The 15,944-nt window shown below is 66.8% G+C and carries 19 protein-coding genes and 3 tRNA genes; 15 read left to right on the top strand and 7 right to left on the bottom strand.

What is annotated here, in order from left to right:
• Window positions 1–139: 139 nt before the first annotated feature.
• The 6 genes from A7U43_RS25800 to A7U43_RS25775 form a co-directional block, all read right to left on the bottom strand.
• On the bottom strand, window positions 140–895 hold the full coding sequence (locus A7U43_RS25800) for a DUF8017 domain-containing protein (protein ID WP_156526030.1): 756 nt from the start codon (window positions 893–895) through the stop codon (window positions 140–142).
• Window positions 896–1,086: 191 nt separating this feature from the next.
• Window positions 1,087–1,800 (bottom strand): crotonase/enoyl-CoA hydratase family protein, encoded by a 714-nt coding sequence (locus tag A7U43_RS25795; RefSeq protein ID WP_068000689.1) that lies wholly within the window; start codon window positions 1,798–1,800, stop codon window positions 1,087–1,089.
• A gap of 31 nt (window positions 1,801–1,831) precedes the next feature.
• Window positions 1,832–2,647 carry a hypothetical protein gene (locus A7U43_RS25790; RefSeq protein ID WP_068000686.1) on the bottom strand — a complete coding sequence of 272 codons (816 nt, stop codon included), beginning with the start codon at window positions 2,645–2,647 and terminating at the stop codon, window positions 1,832–1,834.
• 82 nt (window positions 2,648–2,729) lie between these two features.
• Window positions 2,730–3,596 carry a phospholipase effector Tle1 domain-containing protein gene (locus A7U43_RS25785; RefSeq protein ID WP_068000682.1) on the bottom strand — a complete coding sequence of 289 codons (867 nt, stop codon included), beginning with the start codon at window positions 3,594–3,596 and terminating at the stop codon, window positions 2,730–2,732.
• Between the two features lie 198 nt (window positions 3,597–3,794).
• Window positions 3,795–4,889: a DUF4352 domain-containing protein gene (locus A7U43_RS25780; protein ID WP_068000679.1), complete on the bottom strand. Its 1,095-nt coding sequence runs from the start codon at window positions 4,887–4,889 to the stop codon at window positions 3,795–3,797.
• Between the two features lie 100 nt (window positions 4,890–4,989).
• Window positions 4,990–5,709 (bottom strand): MBL fold metallo-hydrolase, encoded by a 720-nt coding sequence (locus tag A7U43_RS25775; protein ID WP_068000676.1) that lies wholly within the window; start codon window positions 5,707–5,709, stop codon window positions 4,990–4,992.
• Window positions 5,710–5,838: 129 nt separating this feature from the next.
• Between A7U43_RS25775 and A7U43_RS25770 the strand changes: the two genes are divergently transcribed.
• The 15 genes from A7U43_RS25770 (at window position 5,839) to A7U43_RS25700 (ending at window position 14,954) form a co-directional block, all read left to right on the top strand.
• The gene (locus tag A7U43_RS25770; protein ID WP_068000674.1) at window positions 5,839–6,288 is read left to right on the top strand and encodes an RrF2 family transcriptional regulator; all 450 of its coding nucleotides are present in this window, start codon (window positions 5,839–5,841) and stop codon (window positions 6,286–6,288) included.
• Window positions 6,285–7,421 carry a globin domain-containing protein gene (locus tag A7U43_RS25765; protein ID WP_068000671.1) on the top strand — a complete coding sequence of 379 codons (1,137 nt, stop codon included), beginning with the start codon at window positions 6,285–6,287 and terminating at the stop codon, window positions 7,419–7,421. Before A7U43_RS25770 ends, A7U43_RS25765 begins: the two co-directional genes overlap by 4 nt.
• Before the next feature lie 193 nt (window positions 7,422–7,614).
• On the top strand, window positions 7,615–8,457 hold the full coding sequence (locus A7U43_RS25760; RefSeq protein WP_068000668.1) for a hypothetical protein: 843 nt from the start codon (window positions 7,615–7,617) through the stop codon (window positions 8,455–8,457).
• A 252-nt stretch (window positions 8,458–8,709) separates the two neighbouring features.
• A tRNA-Thr gene (locus A7U43_RS25755) sits at window positions 8,710–8,782 on the top strand.
• Window positions 8,783–8,819: 37 nt separating this feature from the next.
• Window positions 8,820–8,893: transfer RNA gene (locus A7U43_RS25750), tRNA-Met, on the top strand.
• 27 nt (window positions 8,894–8,920) lie between these two features.
• Window positions 8,921–9,088, top strand: coding sequence for a 50S ribosomal protein L33 (gene rpmG / locus A7U43_RS25745; protein WP_023985310.1), 168 nt, complete (start codon window positions 8,921–8,923; stop codon window positions 9,086–9,088).
• Window positions 9,089–9,098: 10 nt separating this feature from the next.
• Window positions 9,099–9,575 carry a (3R)-hydroxyacyl-ACP dehydratase subunit HadA gene (gene hadA, locus A7U43_RS25740; protein WP_068000665.1) on the top strand — a complete coding sequence of 159 codons (477 nt, stop codon included), beginning with the start codon at window positions 9,099–9,101 and terminating at the stop codon, window positions 9,573–9,575.
• Window positions 9,562–9,990, top strand: coding sequence for a (3R)-hydroxyacyl-ACP dehydratase subunit HadB (gene hadB, locus A7U43_RS25735; protein WP_068000662.1), 429 nt, complete (start codon window positions 9,562–9,564; stop codon window positions 9,988–9,990). The genes hadA and hadB overlap by 14 nt, the downstream gene beginning before the upstream one ends.
• A 1-nt stretch (window position 9,991) precedes the next feature.
• On the top strand, window positions 9,992–10,501 hold the full coding sequence (hadC, locus tag A7U43_RS25730) for a (3R)-hydroxyacyl-ACP dehydratase subunit HadC (protein ID WP_068000659.1): 510 nt from the start codon (window positions 9,992–9,994) through the stop codon (window positions 10,499–10,501).
• A 134-nt stretch (window positions 10,502–10,635) separates the two neighbouring features.
• Window positions 10,636–10,708 (top strand) — tRNA-Trp (locus tag A7U43_RS25725).
• Between the two features lie 68 nt (window positions 10,709–10,776).
• The gene (gene secE / locus A7U43_RS25720) at window positions 10,777–11,229 is read left to right on the top strand and encodes a preprotein translocase subunit SecE (RefSeq protein ID WP_068000657.1); all 453 of its coding nucleotides are present in this window, start codon (window positions 10,777–10,779) and stop codon (window positions 11,227–11,229) included.
• A 30-nt stretch (window positions 11,230–11,259) separates the two neighbouring features.
• The gene (gene nusG, locus A7U43_RS25715) at window positions 11,260–12,024 is read left to right on the top strand and encodes a transcription termination/antitermination protein NusG (protein ID WP_068000654.1); all 765 of its coding nucleotides are present in this window, start codon (window positions 11,260–11,262) and stop codon (window positions 12,022–12,024) included.
• 52 nt (window positions 12,025–12,076) lie between these two features.
• Entirely contained in the window at window positions 12,077–12,505 is a 429-nt protein-coding gene (gene rplK, locus A7U43_RS25710) for a 50S ribosomal protein L11 (protein ID WP_068000652.1), read from the top strand.
• A gap of 69 nt (window positions 12,506–12,574) precedes the next feature.
• On the top strand, window positions 12,575–13,291 hold the full coding sequence (gene rplA, locus A7U43_RS25705) for a 50S ribosomal protein L1 (protein ID WP_068000649.1): 717 nt from the start codon (window positions 12,575–12,577) through the stop codon (window positions 13,289–13,291).
• A gap of 148 nt (window positions 13,292–13,439) precedes the next feature.
• Window positions 13,440–14,954: a hypothetical protein gene (locus A7U43_RS25700; RefSeq protein WP_231963469.1), complete on the top strand. Its 1,515-nt coding sequence runs from the start codon at window positions 13,440–13,442 to the stop codon at window positions 14,952–14,954.
• A 5-nt stretch (window positions 14,955–14,959) separates the two neighbouring features.
• Here the strand turns inward: A7U43_RS25700 and A7U43_RS25695 are convergent, their stop codons facing one another.
• On the bottom strand, window positions 14,960–15,907 hold the full coding sequence (locus A7U43_RS25695) for an endonuclease/exonuclease/phosphatase family protein (RefSeq protein WP_231963468.1): 948 nt from the start codon (window positions 15,905–15,907) through the stop codon (window positions 14,960–14,962).
• Window positions 15,908–15,944 lie beyond the last annotated feature (37 nt).

Here is a 15,944-nt window from a genome sequence, read left to right as displayed (position 1 = left end):
ATAGTAAGGCCGTTTGCGGTCCGCGGTGGCGGAATTGTGGCCGGATCGCAGAGAGCCGCTCGTGCTTGCTGAAACAGCGCGGCAACGATCGGCCGGTGTGGGCCGATCAGATTTGCTAAGCCATACCTAAGCGGTTGCGTCAGGCGGGGCTGCGCAGCGTCTGGACCATCCCGTCGATGACATCAGACTTCGGGGAGGCGGTGGCACCCTCGCGCAACGAGATCAAGAAGACGACGGATCCCTCCACGTTGGGCACCGTGGTGACGACCATGCTGTGCAGCGCGTTCGGCCCGTTGCAGTCGTCTGCGGCGATGCCGGTGACCGTGGCCACCACCTGCACCGCGGGACGCGTCCCGATGGTGAAGTCACGAACCGGGCCCAACTCGACATTCGGCACCGTGTCGCCCTGGGTATAGATCGGTGCCACCAGAGCCGACTCCTCGTCCAGGGCGGCCCTGATATCCGGGTTCCTGGATCCGGCGACACCCGACATCGCCAGGTTCTGCTTGGGGCATGCGGGGTTGGCGACGGTCGCCACCGCGCCGAGTTCCCGTATGACGCACTGACCTTCGGGGCAGGGCTTGGCCCAGCCCGACCGGACGCCGCATGCCGCGACGGTCCAATCCGGCGGGGCGGCATAGGCCAAGCCGAACCGATTGATCGCCGCGTGCCATCCCGGCTGGGAGCCCTCGTCGACGGATGCGGTGTAGCCGTCGCAGGTCATCGAGGAACTGACGACGCCGTCGTCTGGGCTCGACGAGACCGGCGGGGGTGCGGATGGGACGGTTGCCGACGCTGCCGTCGACGAAGGGATGGGACTCCCGGTGGTGTCGTTGCTGAACTGTTTGATGACGACGACGGACAGCACCACGATGACGACCACTGCAATCGCCAACGCGACCCACAGCAACGTCGTGCGCTGCCGCGGCGGTTCTCCGGGGGGTCGGGAGCCTGGCGTGGGGTGGTTCAACGGGCCCTCTCCATCGGTGCGGTCGCGTTCGGGGCCTCACCAATTTGTGTGTGGGTGATTATTCAACGTCGATCGGTCCCCGACTCGAGAGTCTTGAATTTGTTCGCGAACTGCCGTCAGCTCAGCGACATCTTGAATTCGGCCGCCAGCCCGTCGATCCCGGCCTGAATCGCCGCGATGGCCGACGAGCGGGCCTTGAGCTTGCTGGCCACATGGGCCTTCAGGTGCAACGTCGCGGCATACTCCGCGGCCACCGCCTGGGCGCGCGTCAGCACCGCCTCGCGCTCCACGATCTCGTCGAGCCAGCCGCCCGCGATCGCCGCGTCCCCGGCGAACACCGCGGCCACCGACACCGCGCGTGAGTAGGCCGGCGCGGTCAGCCGCGCCCGCATGATCTCCAGCGCGGCGATCGGCAACGTCATGCCGATCGCGACCTCGTTGGCCTGGCAGCGTGACCGCTCCGAGCCCACCCGATGGTCACCGCTCAGCAGCAGAAAAGAGCCCATCGCGATGGCCGGCCCGGTCGCGGCCATCACCACCGGTGCCGGGAACGTCAACGCCCGGATCGCCAGTTCGAAACCGCCGGAGAGCATCGCGTGGCCGGCGTCGGCGTCACCGGAGGCGAACACGCTGAGGTCGAATCCACCGCTGAACACTCGATCGTTCCCGGCGATCACGACGACCTTGACGGTGCCGGCCGCGATGTCGGTCTCGGCCTGATCCAGCGCGGCGTTGATGGCGGCCTGCATGGCCGGGGAGAGCGCATTGACCTTGCCATCGTCGAGCGTGATGGTCGCAACGGCCTCGTCAACGGCGTAGGTGGCGGTCATGGCCCGGATATTACGGAGCCCGGCACCCCATTCAGATGGCGGGGCTGGAGTGGTGCCGTCCATTCGACGTCTCGGACGGGATCCAGGGAAAGTCCAGCTCCGTGGTCTCGTCGGACTGACGTGTGCGCCAACGATCCTGCGTCTCGCGCACCGCCCGGTTCATCCGGTCGATCTCGGCGCGGAAAACCTCGGGCCGGGTCTCCTTGGAGGCGTAATGGAAATAGGTGAGCACGCTGCGCAGCAGCTCCAGCTTCTGCTTCTCCCGCTTGGCCAGATCGTGGGTCGTCATCAGCTCGAGGCGCTGTACCGGCTGTAGCGTCGCCCAATCCAGCACCACCGCCGCGTCGAACTCCCGGCGCTTCCCGCCGGCGGGCGCGTCCCCGTAGTGCACGGTGCCCTCGAACCTGGCCCGGATCTGCCCGCCGAACTCCTCGCGGCTGATCGCCGAATCCCACACAGTTCGCCACTCCTGCCCGGGGGCAAGTTGAGTGAGTTCGCTGGGCAGACGAAGTTCGGCCACCTCGGGCAGGCCCTCCGGTCCGGCGTCCTCGTACCGCCCGACCGTAAGCGGATGCACGAATTCGAACCTGATGTTGTGTGCAGCGGACTGCCCGAAGTTGCGCACCACGAGTTCGATGACGTGCCAATCCGACGGGTGCGGTTCCATGTACACCACGACGTGCGGCCGTAATTCATCGCTTTTGAGCTGGCGGTTCTTTTTGAGCGTACGAGCGGTGAACACCAACGCGCCCACTCCGAGCGCCAGCCCCGCCCACACCGCGATCGTCAACCATCCGGCCGACCCGAGGCCGCTCAGATCGGCCCACCGATCCCTAAACCATTCCACCGCGACCTCACCTGATCATCCGATTGCGCCTCGGACATTAGCGCTTCGCTGGTGATCGCGTAAACCGCAGCGCGTGATTTAGCTAGGAAGCGGTGGCGAGGGCCCGCGGCCGCACGGGGACGCTGTCCGTGCCCGCGAACAGTCGCTCGCCGCGGTCCAGCCAGTCCAGATCGGCCCATTCGACCTGTGCGGGCAGCCGGCGCCAGTACCGCGGATGTGCCCGCACATACATCTGGACGCTGGCGTGTACTGCCGCACCTTGCGGCACCCGCCGCAACCCCACGTTCAGCGCCGAACTCTCGGCCTCGACGTGCGCCGAGGGCGTGCGGTCCAACCGCAGCCCGGCCTGCTCGGCGCCGTCGAGCATCCAGTCCAGGGTCAATGGGCTGGCCACGATATCGCGATGCGATCCGCGGAACCACACCTCATCGACGCCGTCGACGCGCTGCAGGTTCGGTGCCCCGTCGATGGCCACCGCGTGCCGGCCGGCGGCGACGTTGACCGGCCCTGCGGTGCCGCGGATGCGGGTGGCGTCCCACAAGCCGAGGAAGCGCACCGGCAGGGTGATGTCGTCGTGCTCGGCCAGACCGGCGGCCACCTCGGTGACATGGCGCCATTCCTGCGCCGTGCGCGCGGTGCGCGGCAGGGCATAGGTGGCCAGCATGTAGCTGCGCAATTCGCCGTCCAGCACGCCGATGGTGCCGAGTAGCCGGGCCAGGGCCTGCGCGCACGCCGCACCGCTGCCGGCGCCGAAGACGAAGACGTCGTCACCGGGCTGCCAGTGATCGACCAGATGGGAGTAGGCCGCGGCGACCGACGCCCGGGCCTCCTCGGGACGACTGTTGGTGTACTGCCGCCAACCCACCTGCCCGGCCTGGTCGACGCGTCGGAAGAGGGCGGTGGCATTGCTCTCGCCGGAGTGGTCGAAACACAACACGATGTTCGTCACGGCCCACCCCCTGCGATGCCACATCATCCGGTTCTAGCGAACAATTCTGCCAACCCGCCTTGGCGCTACCAAGGCGTAATCTCGCTGAAAACGGATCAGTACCCAACGAAATTCGGCGTCAGAAGGCTATCTTGTCGCGAAATCAGTTGTCTGTCCACCAATTGACGGACAGCGTCAATTGTTTGCGGGCAACTCAGCTCAGGAAAGTGGGAGAACCGCGCCCGGGCTGCCCAGGTCGCCGTGCACCTGCACGGACTCCGGTGCCGTGCCCGGCGGCACATCAAAGGCGACGGCCACGTCGACGGGCTCGCCCGGGTTCAGCACCGCCGAGATGCCGCCGAGGTAGAAGGTGCTCTCGGTCTCGGTGTTGTAGATCTGCCCGCCGGCGGTGAGTACCTGCTGGTCGGCGAGGAACGTGGCCGGAAGCTCACCGTTGTTGAGCAGTGTCAGGCGCACGACGACGAACTCGCCGGCCGCCGTCTTGGTCAACATCTCGTTGTCGACGGCCGCGACCGTCGGGGTGATCTCGACGCCCTTGCTCGTGATCGTGACGTCGCCGTCGACGACCTGCCCATCGGTGCCGGTGACCTCCGCGGCGGCGCTCTCGGTCGGGGCGGCGGAATCCGTTGCCGCACCCGTCGTCCCAGTGGCCTCGGAGGACTCGTCCGCCCCGGTGGCCTCAGTCGTTGCGGTGCCCGGATCGGTGAAGGCGAATGCCCACACCAGCACGCCGATCAGGACGACCAGGAGGGCTCCGACGCCGATCAGATAGCCCTTGAGCGGGCTGGCGGGTGCCGGGGCGGCCGCGAACGCCGCGGGCGGCGGCTCGGTGGGCATCGCCATCTCGGGCGCGGGTACCGCGGGCACGGTCACCTCGGGCACGGTCACGGCGGGCTCGATCACCTCGGGTGTGGTCACGGCGGGCGCGGTCATCTCGGGCTCGGGCGCCTCGGGCGTTGCCTCGGCGGCGGCCTGCTCCGCGCCGGCGCCGGTTTCTTCGGAGGAGACGGGCTCGGGCTCGGGTTCGTCGTGGGTGGCCTCGGGGACGTCCGCGGGGGCCGGCTCATCCGCCTCGGCCGAGTCGAGCTTTCCGGCGTCCTCCCAGGACGGCATCTCCATGTCTTCCGGCCACGGCGGCAGCTCCGCGGGCCACGCCGAGGTCTCCTCGTCGGCGGCGGGGGTGTCGACGGCCTCGGGACCCTGATCGGTCCACGCCGTGCCGTCCCAATAGCGTTGACCACCGGATCCGTCGGGATCCGGGTACCAGCCGGCCGTGGTCGGCGGTGTCGTCATGCGGGGTTTCCTCCCTAACGCGCGCCCCGGGGCGCTGTGACCTCGCAGAATAGTCCAGGCACTGGTACGCCGCGAGAGTATTGCGGGTCGAGTGGCGTGCTCAGCCGCCCATCAACATGCGCCATTGGTCGAGATTGCTGGCCCGATAGACGTAATTGGAGCGCTTCACATCCGACAGGGCTGCGCTCGGTTCCGTCGAGTACCAGTGGCCTGGGAAGACCGTCGGATCGCCCGGCAGCGTGGCCAGCGCCTGCAAGCTGCGGAACATGTCGTCGACGTTGCCGCCCGGGAAATCGGTGCGTCCGCAACCCTCCAGGAACAAGGTGTCCCCGGCGACGAGGCGCCCGTCGAGCAAGAAGCACTGGCTGCCCGGTGTGTGGCCGGGGGTGTGCAGCAATTCGATGTCGATATCGCCGACGCCGACCTTGTCGCCGTGCTCGTGTGCGGTCAGATCGCTCATGGCGATCCCGGTGACGTTCGAAACCCATTCGGCCTCAAGCGCATTCACGTGAATCGGGACACTGACGCGCTCCAGCAGTTCGGCGACCCCGGCCAGCGTGAAGCCCATCATGGTGCCGCCGACGTGGTCAGGGTGGTGGTGGCTGACCAGCACGCCGGACAACCGCATGCCGTCGGCTTCCAGTGTGTCGACGAGTTCGCCGGCGGCGTAGGCCGGGTCGACCACCACGGCATCACCGGTCTCCCGGTCACCGATCAGATAGGCGAAGTTGCGCATCTGCTGGGCGATCGGATCGGAGGCCGCGAAGTCGCGGCCCGACAGCAGCTGGCGGAAGTACAGGCGATCAGCGTCGGAAGCCATGCGCAACACCTTATGGGTAAGCGTCGTACCGCCCATAACCGCAGGTCTAAAAACCGCATGTCAGCGCGTGTTTAACGGCACAGCCGCAAAAACTGGTATTTGAAATGCAGGATTACTAGCGTCGCAGCCATGCAACTCACCCGGTTCACCGATCTGGGGCTGCGCACCATGATGCTGCTGGCCGCGGGCGACGCGGCCGAACGCCGCATCACCACCCGGACCATCGCGGTCGGCGCCGATGCCTCGGAGCATCACATCGCCAAGGCGGTGGCGCGGCTGGTGGACCTCGGCATGGTGAACGCGCGGCGGGGCCGGGTCGGCGGGTTGACGCTGACCGACGCGGGCCGCACGGTCTCGCTGGGCTGGCTGGTGCGCCGACTCGAAGGCGACGCCGAGGTCATCGACTGTGACGGCGGTGCCAACCCTTGCCCGCTGATCGCCGGGTGCCGGCTGCGCCGCGTACTCGCCGAGGCCAAAGAGGCCTTCTATCGCGAACTCGACAAACACACCCTCGAAGACTTGGCCGGCAGCGGCTTGCTGCCGGTCGTGACTGTTCCACTGGAAAGGATCACCCGATGACCATCACCACCCCCGCACAGGACCTGGAGCCCGCGCACGCCGAGATCGTCACGGCCACGCTGCCCCTGGTCGGGGCGAACATCGATGCGATCACCCGGGAGTTCTACCGGCGACTCTTCGACGCGCACCCGTCGCTGCTGCGCAACCTGTTCAACCGGGGCAACCAAGCGCAGGGCGCTCAGCAGCGCGCGCTGGCCGCGTCCATCGCGACATTCGCGACCCACCTGGTGAACCCGGATCTGCCGCATCCGGCCGAGTTGCTGTCGCGGATCGGGCACAAGCACGCCTCGCTGGGCATCACCGCCGACCAGTACCCGATCGTGCACGAGCACCTGTTCGCGGCGATCGTCGAGGTGCTCGGCGCCGACACGGTCACCGCCGAGGTCGCCGAGGCGTGGGACCGCGTCTACTGGATCATGGCCGAGACCCTGATCGACATGGAGCGTGCGCTCTACGAGGAGGCCGGCGTGACGCCCGGTGACGTCTACCGGCGGGCACCGGTCACCCACCGGGTGGACGACCCGTCCGGGGCGGTCCTGGTGACCGTCGCCTCCGACGCGAACTTCTCGGCAGGACAATATGTTTCGGTGGGCGTGACGCTGCCCGACGGTGCCCGCCAGCTACGCCAGTACAGCGTGGTCAACAAGCCCGGTTCCGGCGAGCTGACGTTCGCGGTCAAGCCGGCCGGCGAGGTGTCGTGCTGGATTCGGGACAACCTGCGGGTCGGCGATCTGATCGATGTGACCGTGCCGTTCGGCGATCTGCCCACCCCGGCGCCCGGCGCGCCACTGGTGCTGATCTCGGCCGGTATCGGCATCACCCCGATGCTCGGGATCCTGGAAACGCTTCCGGCCGACGCCCACGTCCAGGTGCTGCACGCCGATGTCAGCGAGCAGACCCACCCGCTGCGGGAACGTCAGCGCGAACTCGTCGACAAGATGCCCAATGCCACGCTGCAGCTCTGGTACGAGGATCTGATGTCGCTGGAGGACGTCGAATTCCCCGCCGACGCCGAGGTCTACCTGTGCGGTAACGACGGCTTCGTGCGCTCGGTACGCGACCAACTGCTGCAGCGCGGCGTCGACCGGGTGCACTGCGAGCTGTTCAGCCCGAACGACTGGCTGCTGTCCTGAGATACGTGGCTTCAGTCTTCTGGCGAACGGCGTCAGAAGACTGAAGCCACGTAGGTCCGCAGGCCGGATCGCCTCCCTGGCCTCAGCCGCGACAGCGTTGCCCGCCCGTGACGGAAACCACGTAGTCGGCAGTTATCCACAGGAGCCCAGTCCAGGGGCTGTTTTCGCGGGCAGCACGTGCCAGCATCCGAGCATGGGGGTTCTGATCGGCAGTGCGGCGTTGGCCGCAGGCACCGTGACTCGGCACGAGTTGCGGACGCGGTATCGACGGATGTTCCCCGATGTCTACGGCCCGCTGAACCCGTCTATTCGGGATCGGGCGTGCGGAGCGTGGTTGTGGTCGCGGCGGCGGGGAGTGGTTGCGGGCGTCGCGGCGTCGGCGCTGCACTACGCCAAGTGGGTCGACGACGAGGTCCCGGTCGAGATGCTGTGGGTCAACACGCATCCGCCGAAGGGGCTGATCGCGCGCGCCGAGGCGTGGGCCGAAGATGAGGTGACGACGGTCGCCGGCATCAGAGTCACCACGCGTGCCCGCACGATCTTCGACCTCGGCCGGCATCTTGAGCGCGATGCGGCGGTGGCCCGCATCGATGCCCTGCTCAATCGCGGACAGGTGTCGGTCGATGACGTGCTGCCGTTGCTCGCGCGCTATCCCCATGCCCGTGGGATAGCGGATCTGCGGACGGCGCTCGGTCTGGTCGACGCCGGCGCGGACTCGCCCCGCGAGACCCGGCTCCGGCTGGCGTTGTCGGACGCAGGTATGCGACCGACGGGCACCCAGATCGTCGTCCGGGACGCCCGGGGACGCATCATCGCCAAGGTGGACATGGGCTGGGAAGACCTCAAAATCGCCGTGCAGTACGACGGCGGACACCACCAGACCGATCGCGTGACCTACGTCCGCGACCAGAAGGTCAATCGCGATCTGGCGGCGTTGCGGTGGATCGTCATCCGGGTGATCGCCGAGGACTCCGACGCCGACGCCGTCGGGCGAACCGCCGCGGCCCTGTACAGCCGGGGGTGGCGTGCCGCGTGAGGACGTGGTTTCAGCCAAGACCGGGGATGACCGTCGTTGGCTGACGTCAGGTAGGTCAGACGGCCCACTTTCCTACATGACTTCAGGGAGTGGCGCGGCCCCGCCTGGTTGACTGAACTGACGTACCTGGGCGCGATGGGTGCCGCGGCCACTGCCGAACAGCCCCAAAACGAGCCACAGACCAGCCGTTTTGGAGCCGGGAACAGCGAGAATGTACCCTCTTTAAGGCCCTACGGCCGAAGGAAGTGCAAGGCCCCCTTAGCTCAGTCGGTAGAGCGTTTCCATGGTAAGGAAAAGGTCAACGGTTCGATTCCGTTAGGGGGCTCGGTAGACGCTCGGCGGAGCACCGCCGCGTCGATCGGGGCGGTGTAGCTCAGCTGGTTAGAGCGCACGACTCATAATCGTGAGGTCGGGAGATCGAGCCTCCCCACCGCTACAGGCAGAACAACGAGAGGCAAGAGACGTGGCGTCGAGTACCGACGTACGGCCGAAGATCACTTTGGCCTGCGAGGTGTGCAAGCACCGTAACTACATCACCAAGAAGAACCGGCGGAACGATCCCGATCGCCTCGAGATCAAGAAGTTCTGCCCGAACTGCGGACACCACCAGCCCCACAAAGAGTCGCGGTAACCCATACGTCGTGACTCTGTCGGAGAAAATCGTCGGGTTGCACTACCGCTACCCCGATGCCTACGAGGTGGGCCGCGAGAAGATTCGCGAGCACGCCATCGCCGTCAAGAACGATGATGCGTTTTATTTCGATGAGGCTGTCGCCGCCGAGCTGGGACATGGCTCCCTGCCGGCGCCGCTGACGTTCATCTGCATTTTCGGGTACACGGCGCAGCTGGCATTCTTCGACCACGCGAATATCGGCATTCGCGACGCTCAGATCGTCCAGGTCGATCAGGAGCTGAAGTTCAAGCGCCCCATCCGGGCCGGGGACAAGCTGTATTGCGACGTCTACGTGGAGTCGGTCCGGCAGGCGCACGGGACGGACATCGTCGTCACCAAGAACATCATCACCAACGACAGCGGTGACGTCGTTCAGGAGGCCTACACGACCCTCGCGGGCCGTTCGGGCGACGGAGAAGAGGGCTTTTCAGATGGCACTGCGTGAGTTCAGTTCGGTAAGCGTCGGCGACACCCTTCCGGAGAAGGTGATCCCGCTGACCCGGCAGGACCTGGTCAACTACGCCGGTGTGTCCGGTGACCTGAACCCGATCCACTGGGACGACGAGATCGCCAAGCAGGTCGGGCTGGACACCGCCATCGCGCACGGCATGCTCACCATGGGGCTCGGTGGCGGCTACGTCACCTCCTGGGTCGGCGACCCGGCCGCGGTGACCGAGTACAACGTCCGGTTCACCGCCGTCGTGCCGGTGCCCAATGACGGCGTCGGCGCCGAGATCGTGTTCAACGGCCGCGTGAAGTCGGTCGATCCCGAGACCAAGTCGGTGACCATCGCGCTGTCCGCCACCACTGGCGGCAAGAAGATCTTCGGCCGCGCCGTCGCGACCGCGAAGCTGGCCTGACATGGCACTGAAAGCCGACATCCGCGGGATGGTCTACAAGTACCCCGAGGTCTTCGTGGTGGGCCGCGAGCAGGTCAAGCAGTTCGCGCTCGCGGTGAAGTCGCCGGACCCGGCGTCGCTGCACGAAGAGGCCGCCGCCGAACTGGGCCACGACACGCTGGTCGCCGGCCCGACGTTCGTCTCGATCGTGGCGCTGCTGGTGCAGCAGGACTTCTTCCGCAACGTCGACGTCGGCATGGAGACCATGCAGATCATCCAGGTCGACCAGCGCTTCGTGTACCACCGCCCGATCAAGGTCGGCGACCGGCTGCACGCCGAGCTGGAGATCAAATCGGTGGAGAACCGCTTCAACGCCGACATCGTGGTGACCCGCAACGTGCTCACCGACGATGACGGCGGGGTCATCATGGAGGCGTTCACCACGCTGATGGGCCACGAAGGCGATAACTCGGTGTCGGTGCGCTATGACCGCGAGACCGGCCAGGTGCTCCGGGCCGCGGCGGGGGAGTAGCCAGCAGGGGATTAGTAACTCGCATGTGGGCCGATGTACACTCGGTCCTCGGGGTTTTCCCACTACAGCGCGCTGTCCGTCGGTTCGGAAATCGACCGATCGGAGAGCGCGCAGTTGTGTGAAGCCTCGAACGAAGGGGCGTAGCTCAATTGGCAGAGCAGCGGTCTCCAAAACCGCAGGTTGCAGGTTCAAGTCCTGTCGCCCCTGCTCAACTGAATACTCGACAAGTGTGGACACTGGAAGGTGACCACACGTAATCAGACGAAAGGCATGCGGTGAGCGACGATCAACCGCCTCTGGGGCCTTCGGCAGGCGAAGGGCCCGAGGACGGCCAGACGAGCGGTCCCGCCGCTGTTCCCGCCGGACCGTTGCGCCCCACCGGGAAGCGGTCGCGACGCACGGCAGCCGAACCGGCCGGAGGCGCCGTCGCGGTGGCCGGGGACTCTGGGTCTGACGACGCAGACGACACCGGATCCGAGGACACCCCGGCCAAACGCACGAAGACGGCGAAGGCTGCGAAGACGGGTGAGGGACGGGTCAATCCGTTCCTGTTCGTCTGGACCTACCTGAAGCAGGTCGTCGGCGAACTGCGCAAGGTCATCTGGCCGAACCGCAAACAGATGGTCACCTACACCACCGTGGTCTTGGTGTTCCTGGCCTTCATGGTCGCGCTGATCGGTGGAGTCGACCTCGGGCTGGCCAAGCTCGTGGCGATCATCTTCGGCTGACCAGAGAAGTATGAGAGAGGACTGACAACCGTGACTAGCTTCGACGGCGACGATAACTTCGACGCCGACACGCCTGAGGGTGAAGCCGTCGTCGACGTGCTCGACGAAACCGCCGCAACTCCGGAAGCCGACGAGGCTCCCGCGGCTGAGGCTGCCGAGGTCGAGGCTGAGGACGAGGATCCTGCCGTCGCGCTGAAGAAGGACCTGCGCACCCGGCCGGGCAACTGGTACGTCATCCACTCGTACGCCGGTTACGAGAACAAGGTGAAGGCCAACCTCGAGACCCGCGTGCAGAACCTCGACGTCGGCGACTACATCTTCCAGGTCGAGGTGCCCACCGAAGAGGTCACCGAGATCAAGAACGGCCAGCGCAAGCAGGTCAACCGCAAGGTGCTGCCGGGTTACATCCTGGTGCGCATGGATCTCAACGACGAGTCGTGGGGCGCGGTGCGCAACACCCCGGGTGTCACCGGGTTCGTCGGCGCGACGTCCAAGCCGTCCCCGCTGAGCCTCGACGACGTGGTGAAGTTCCTGCTGCCGCCGGCGGCAGCGAAGAAGCCCGCGAAGAGCACCGCGGGTGCCGCGGCTTCCAGCGAGGCGACGCTGGAGCGTCCCGAGATCTTGGTCGACTTCGAGGTCGGCGAGTCCGTCACCGTCATGGACGGCCCGTTCGCGACGCTGCCGGCCTCGATCAGCGAGGTCAACGCCGAGCAGCAGAAGCTCAAGGTGCTGGTGTCGATCTTCGGTCGTGAGACGCCGGTCGAGCTGACGTTCACGCAGGTCGCCAAGATTTAGTTTTCGGGCCCGGATATCGGCCGGGCCCATCGAGAGAAGGAAAAACCAGAGCATGGCCCCGAAGAAGAAGGTCGTCGGGTTGATCAAGCTCCAGATCCAGGCCGGGCAGGCCAACCCTGCTCCGCCCGTGGGTCCGGCGCTCGGCCAGCACGGCGTCAACATCATGGAGTTCTGCAAGGCGTACAACGCCGCGACCGAGTCGCAGCGCGGAAACGTCATCCCCGTGGAGATCAGTGTCTACGAGGATCGCAGTTTCACGTTCGCCCTGAAGACCCCGCCCGCCGCCAAGCTGCTGCTCAAGGCCGCAGGCGTGCAGAAGGGTTCCGGCACCCCGCACACCACCAAGGTCGCCAAGGTGACCTGGGATCAGGTGCGCGAGATCGCCGAGACCAAGAAGGAAGATCTCAACGCCAACGACATCGACGCTGCCGCGAAGATCATCGCCGGCACCGCTCGGTCCATGGGCATCACGGTCGAATAAGCACAACCTCGTAGTTGTGGGAGAGCCCGCTTCGGCTCGCCAACCACAAACTCTGAACTGGAGACATCAATGAGCAAGAACAGCAAGGCTTACCGCGAAGCCGCCGAGAAGGTGGATCGCGACAATCTCTACACCCCGCTCCAGGCCGCACGGCTGGCCAAGGAGACCTCGTCGAAGAAGCAGGACGCGACCGTCGAGGTGGCGATCCGCTTGGGCGTGGACCCGCGCAAGGCAGACCAGATGGTGCGCGGCACCGTCAACCTGCCGCACGGCACCGGTAAGACGGCCCGTGTCGCGGTGTTCGCCGTGGGTGAGAAGGCCGAGCAGGCCGTCGCCGCAGGCGCCGATATCGTCGGCAGCGATGACCTGATCGAGAAGATCCAGGGCGGTTTCCTGGACTTCGACGCCGCGATCGCCACCCCCGACCAGATGGCCAAGGTCGGCCGCATCGCGCGTGTGCTCGGCCCGCGTGGTCTGATGCCCAACCCGAAGACGGGCACCGTGACCGCCGATGTCACCAAGGCCGTCAACGACATCAAGGGCGGCAAGATCAACTTCCGCGTCGACAAGCAGGCCAACCTGCATTTCGTGATCGGCAAGGCCTCCTTCGACGAGAAGGCGCTGGCGGAGAACTACGGCGCCGCGCTGGATGAGATCCTGCGCGCCAAGCCGTCGTCGTCCAAGGGTCGCTACGTCAAGAAGGTCACCGTCTCCACGACCACCGGCCCGGGCATCCCGGTCGACCCGGCGGTCACCCGGAACTTCACCGAGGAGGCTCAGGCCTAGCCTGGACCCGAGCTGAGCTTGATGCCCCTGCACCGATGGTGCGGGGGCATTTTGCTTTCGATGCGGGTGTGGTCGCGCCGGCGTGGGGCTAGCATTCGTGTCACTCAGGCCGGCACAGCCTGTCCGCTCAGAACAGCTGGGGGCTCCGGTGGCGTCAACGGTGATCGACGAGCACACCACATCGGTGATGGAGCGCTACTACGAGCTGCCGCCCGCGGTCCGGCTGAGTCTGCGTTGGGTGTTGATTGCGGCGGGCACGGCCGTGGCCTTCGGGGACTCGATCGTCGACATCGCGTACACCGCCTCACTCGGGGTGATCGGCGGCTATGTGTGGGTGGTGCCCGCGGCGGCGATCCTGGCCGCCATCGGGGTGGCCCGCCGGGACCGCACCGAGCTGCCCATCCACGACCGGCAGACCGACATCATCGTCGGCGTAATGGGTTTCGGCTTGGCGATCCTCATCAAGGCGGTGTTGATCGAGCGGTTCGTCGGCTACTTCCACTTGCTGCGGCTGGATCTGCTGGCGATGTGGCTGTTCGTGGTGTCCTCGGCCGTGGTGCTGTTCGGATTGCGTCCGGTGATCCGCTTCCGGCATGTGTGGGGACTGCTGCTCATGGTGTTCTCCTTGCCCTATTACCTGCTGGTCGTGCTGCTCGGCGGCGGGAAGGTCGCCGCGGGTGCGGTGACGTTGGCGATAGCCGGTGCCGGGGCCGGCATCGCGGTCGGCCGGACGGTGCGGCGCGGGGTGATCGGTGGCATCTTGGCCTGGATCGTCGGATTCGCACTGCTGTTCGTGATCTCACGCACGCTGCCGGATGCGCCGGTGCTGGTGTACCAGGAGATCCCGGTACTCGCCGCGATCACGCTGGTGGGCGTGGTGATGTACCTGCAGGCCCGCCGTGGGCAGCCGAAGACGGTGTTCGACCGCAAGGTGGCTCCCCTGGCCGCCAAACAGGTCTGGTCGGCGGTACCGCTGTTTCTCGCGGTGACGGTGGTGCTCGCCTTTCAGCCATTGCCGGCAGCCGGTATCGACAGTGTCGTCGGGCGCAGCGCGCCGGGCGTCCTGCGCCTCGGGCAGCCGCTGGCCGCGCCGCCGGGGTGGAATGCGCTGGCGCCCAAGCGGTACGGCGGTGTGAGCCGCTTCTACGGACGGGGAGCGGTGGTGGTGCGCCAGCAGATGATCGCCCAGCAGGGCGACATCCGATTCGACCGCTTCGGACGTCCTCGCACCGTGGTGGTGGACAGCATCGTCAGTGAGCGCCCGGCCACCTTCAACGTGTTCCCCAGCCGGGTGCTGTACAACTTGGACCAGGCGCGGGTGAGTGCGCCCCGACCGCTCGATCTCGGTTACGGGGTGACGGGCCAGCTGGTGTCGGTGGTGGATGACCGTCTGCTGGTCACGTGGAACGCGGTGGAATTCACCTGGGGTGACATGCGGTTGGCGCAGCGGGTGATCCTCAGCGCCGTGGACAATCACGAGCCGGAGGCGCCGTTCCCGGAGCCCTCCACGACGATGGCGTCGACGCTGCAGACCCTGTTCACGCTGCTGGTCCGGGGCAACGCGGTGCTCGATGCGCGGGAACCGGCGTTCAAGGACGGTGAGCTGCTGACCCTGTTCGCGCGGGCCTTGGTCGCCGAGCAGTTCGCCGTGGCGTTGTCGTGACCGCTCTACTGCGACGGCACCGCGACGGTGGCCAGCAGCGCGCGGTGGTCCGAGCCCGGGATGTCGACGGTGCGGATGGACTCGGCGACCGAATTGCGGGTCAGCACATGGTCGATGGTGATGACGGGCGGGATCGCCGGGTGCGGTGAGTAGGTAGGAGAGAAGCCCACGCGGGTCTGGGCGACCGCGTCGCGGTAGCCGACGTCCAGCAGGTCGCGAAACTGGCGCATATCAGGCGTGGCGTTGAAGTCGCCGGCGATGATCACCGCGGCCGGGCCGGCGGTGCGCGCCCAGTCGGCGAATTCGGAGCGGGCGGCTCTGATTTGGCGGTGCCACTCAGTGAACGTGTTGGCGCCGCCGGCGAGCGGGGAGACCAGGTGCACGCTTGCCACCAACGGGTCGTCTCGGACACCGGGCACTCGTACCCGGGCGGCGATGAAATTGCTCCCGTACCTCGACGGCGTGAGAGCGGTGAGCGGATAGCGGCTCCACAGGCCCATGCCGCCGGCGCCGGGGCGGGGGACGAGGATCGAGTAGGGGAACGTCTTGCGCAGGCCGCCGTCGCGGAAGCGTGCCGCGGCCTCGGCGGTCAGTTCGGACATGGTGATGATGTCGGCGCTGGCGACGGCGAGCCCGACGAAGGCCGCGGTGTGGGCCTCGCCCTTCCTGATGTTCGAGGAGAGCACCCGCAGTTCGGTGCTGGGCGCGCCGCTTCCGGAGGTGCGGCTTAGCTCCTGCCAAGGCACCTGAATGGCCACCGAGATCGTCAGAAGGAGGACGCTCACGGCGGCAAGCAGCTTCCGGCGGCACAGCGCGCTGAGGATCGCCGCGCACAGGGCGGCCAGCGGGACGTAGGGGAAGCTCGCCGCGAGTACCAGTGTCGGCAGGTTAGCAAGGGGGACGGTGCGCGCGATCAGCGCGGCCACGACATAGACCAGTGTGACGACCGCCACCGATGCCGGAATCGAGATGTGCGGAGCACGACGAGGT

Source organism: Mycobacterium adipatum (assembly GCF_001644575.1).
GTDB lineage: Bacteria > Actinomycetota > Actinomycetes > Mycobacteriales > Mycobacteriaceae > Mycobacterium > Mycobacterium adipatum.
The sequence above is the reverse complement of the archived record's forward strand: the minus strand, read 5'-3'. Positions and strand labels throughout refer to the sequence as shown.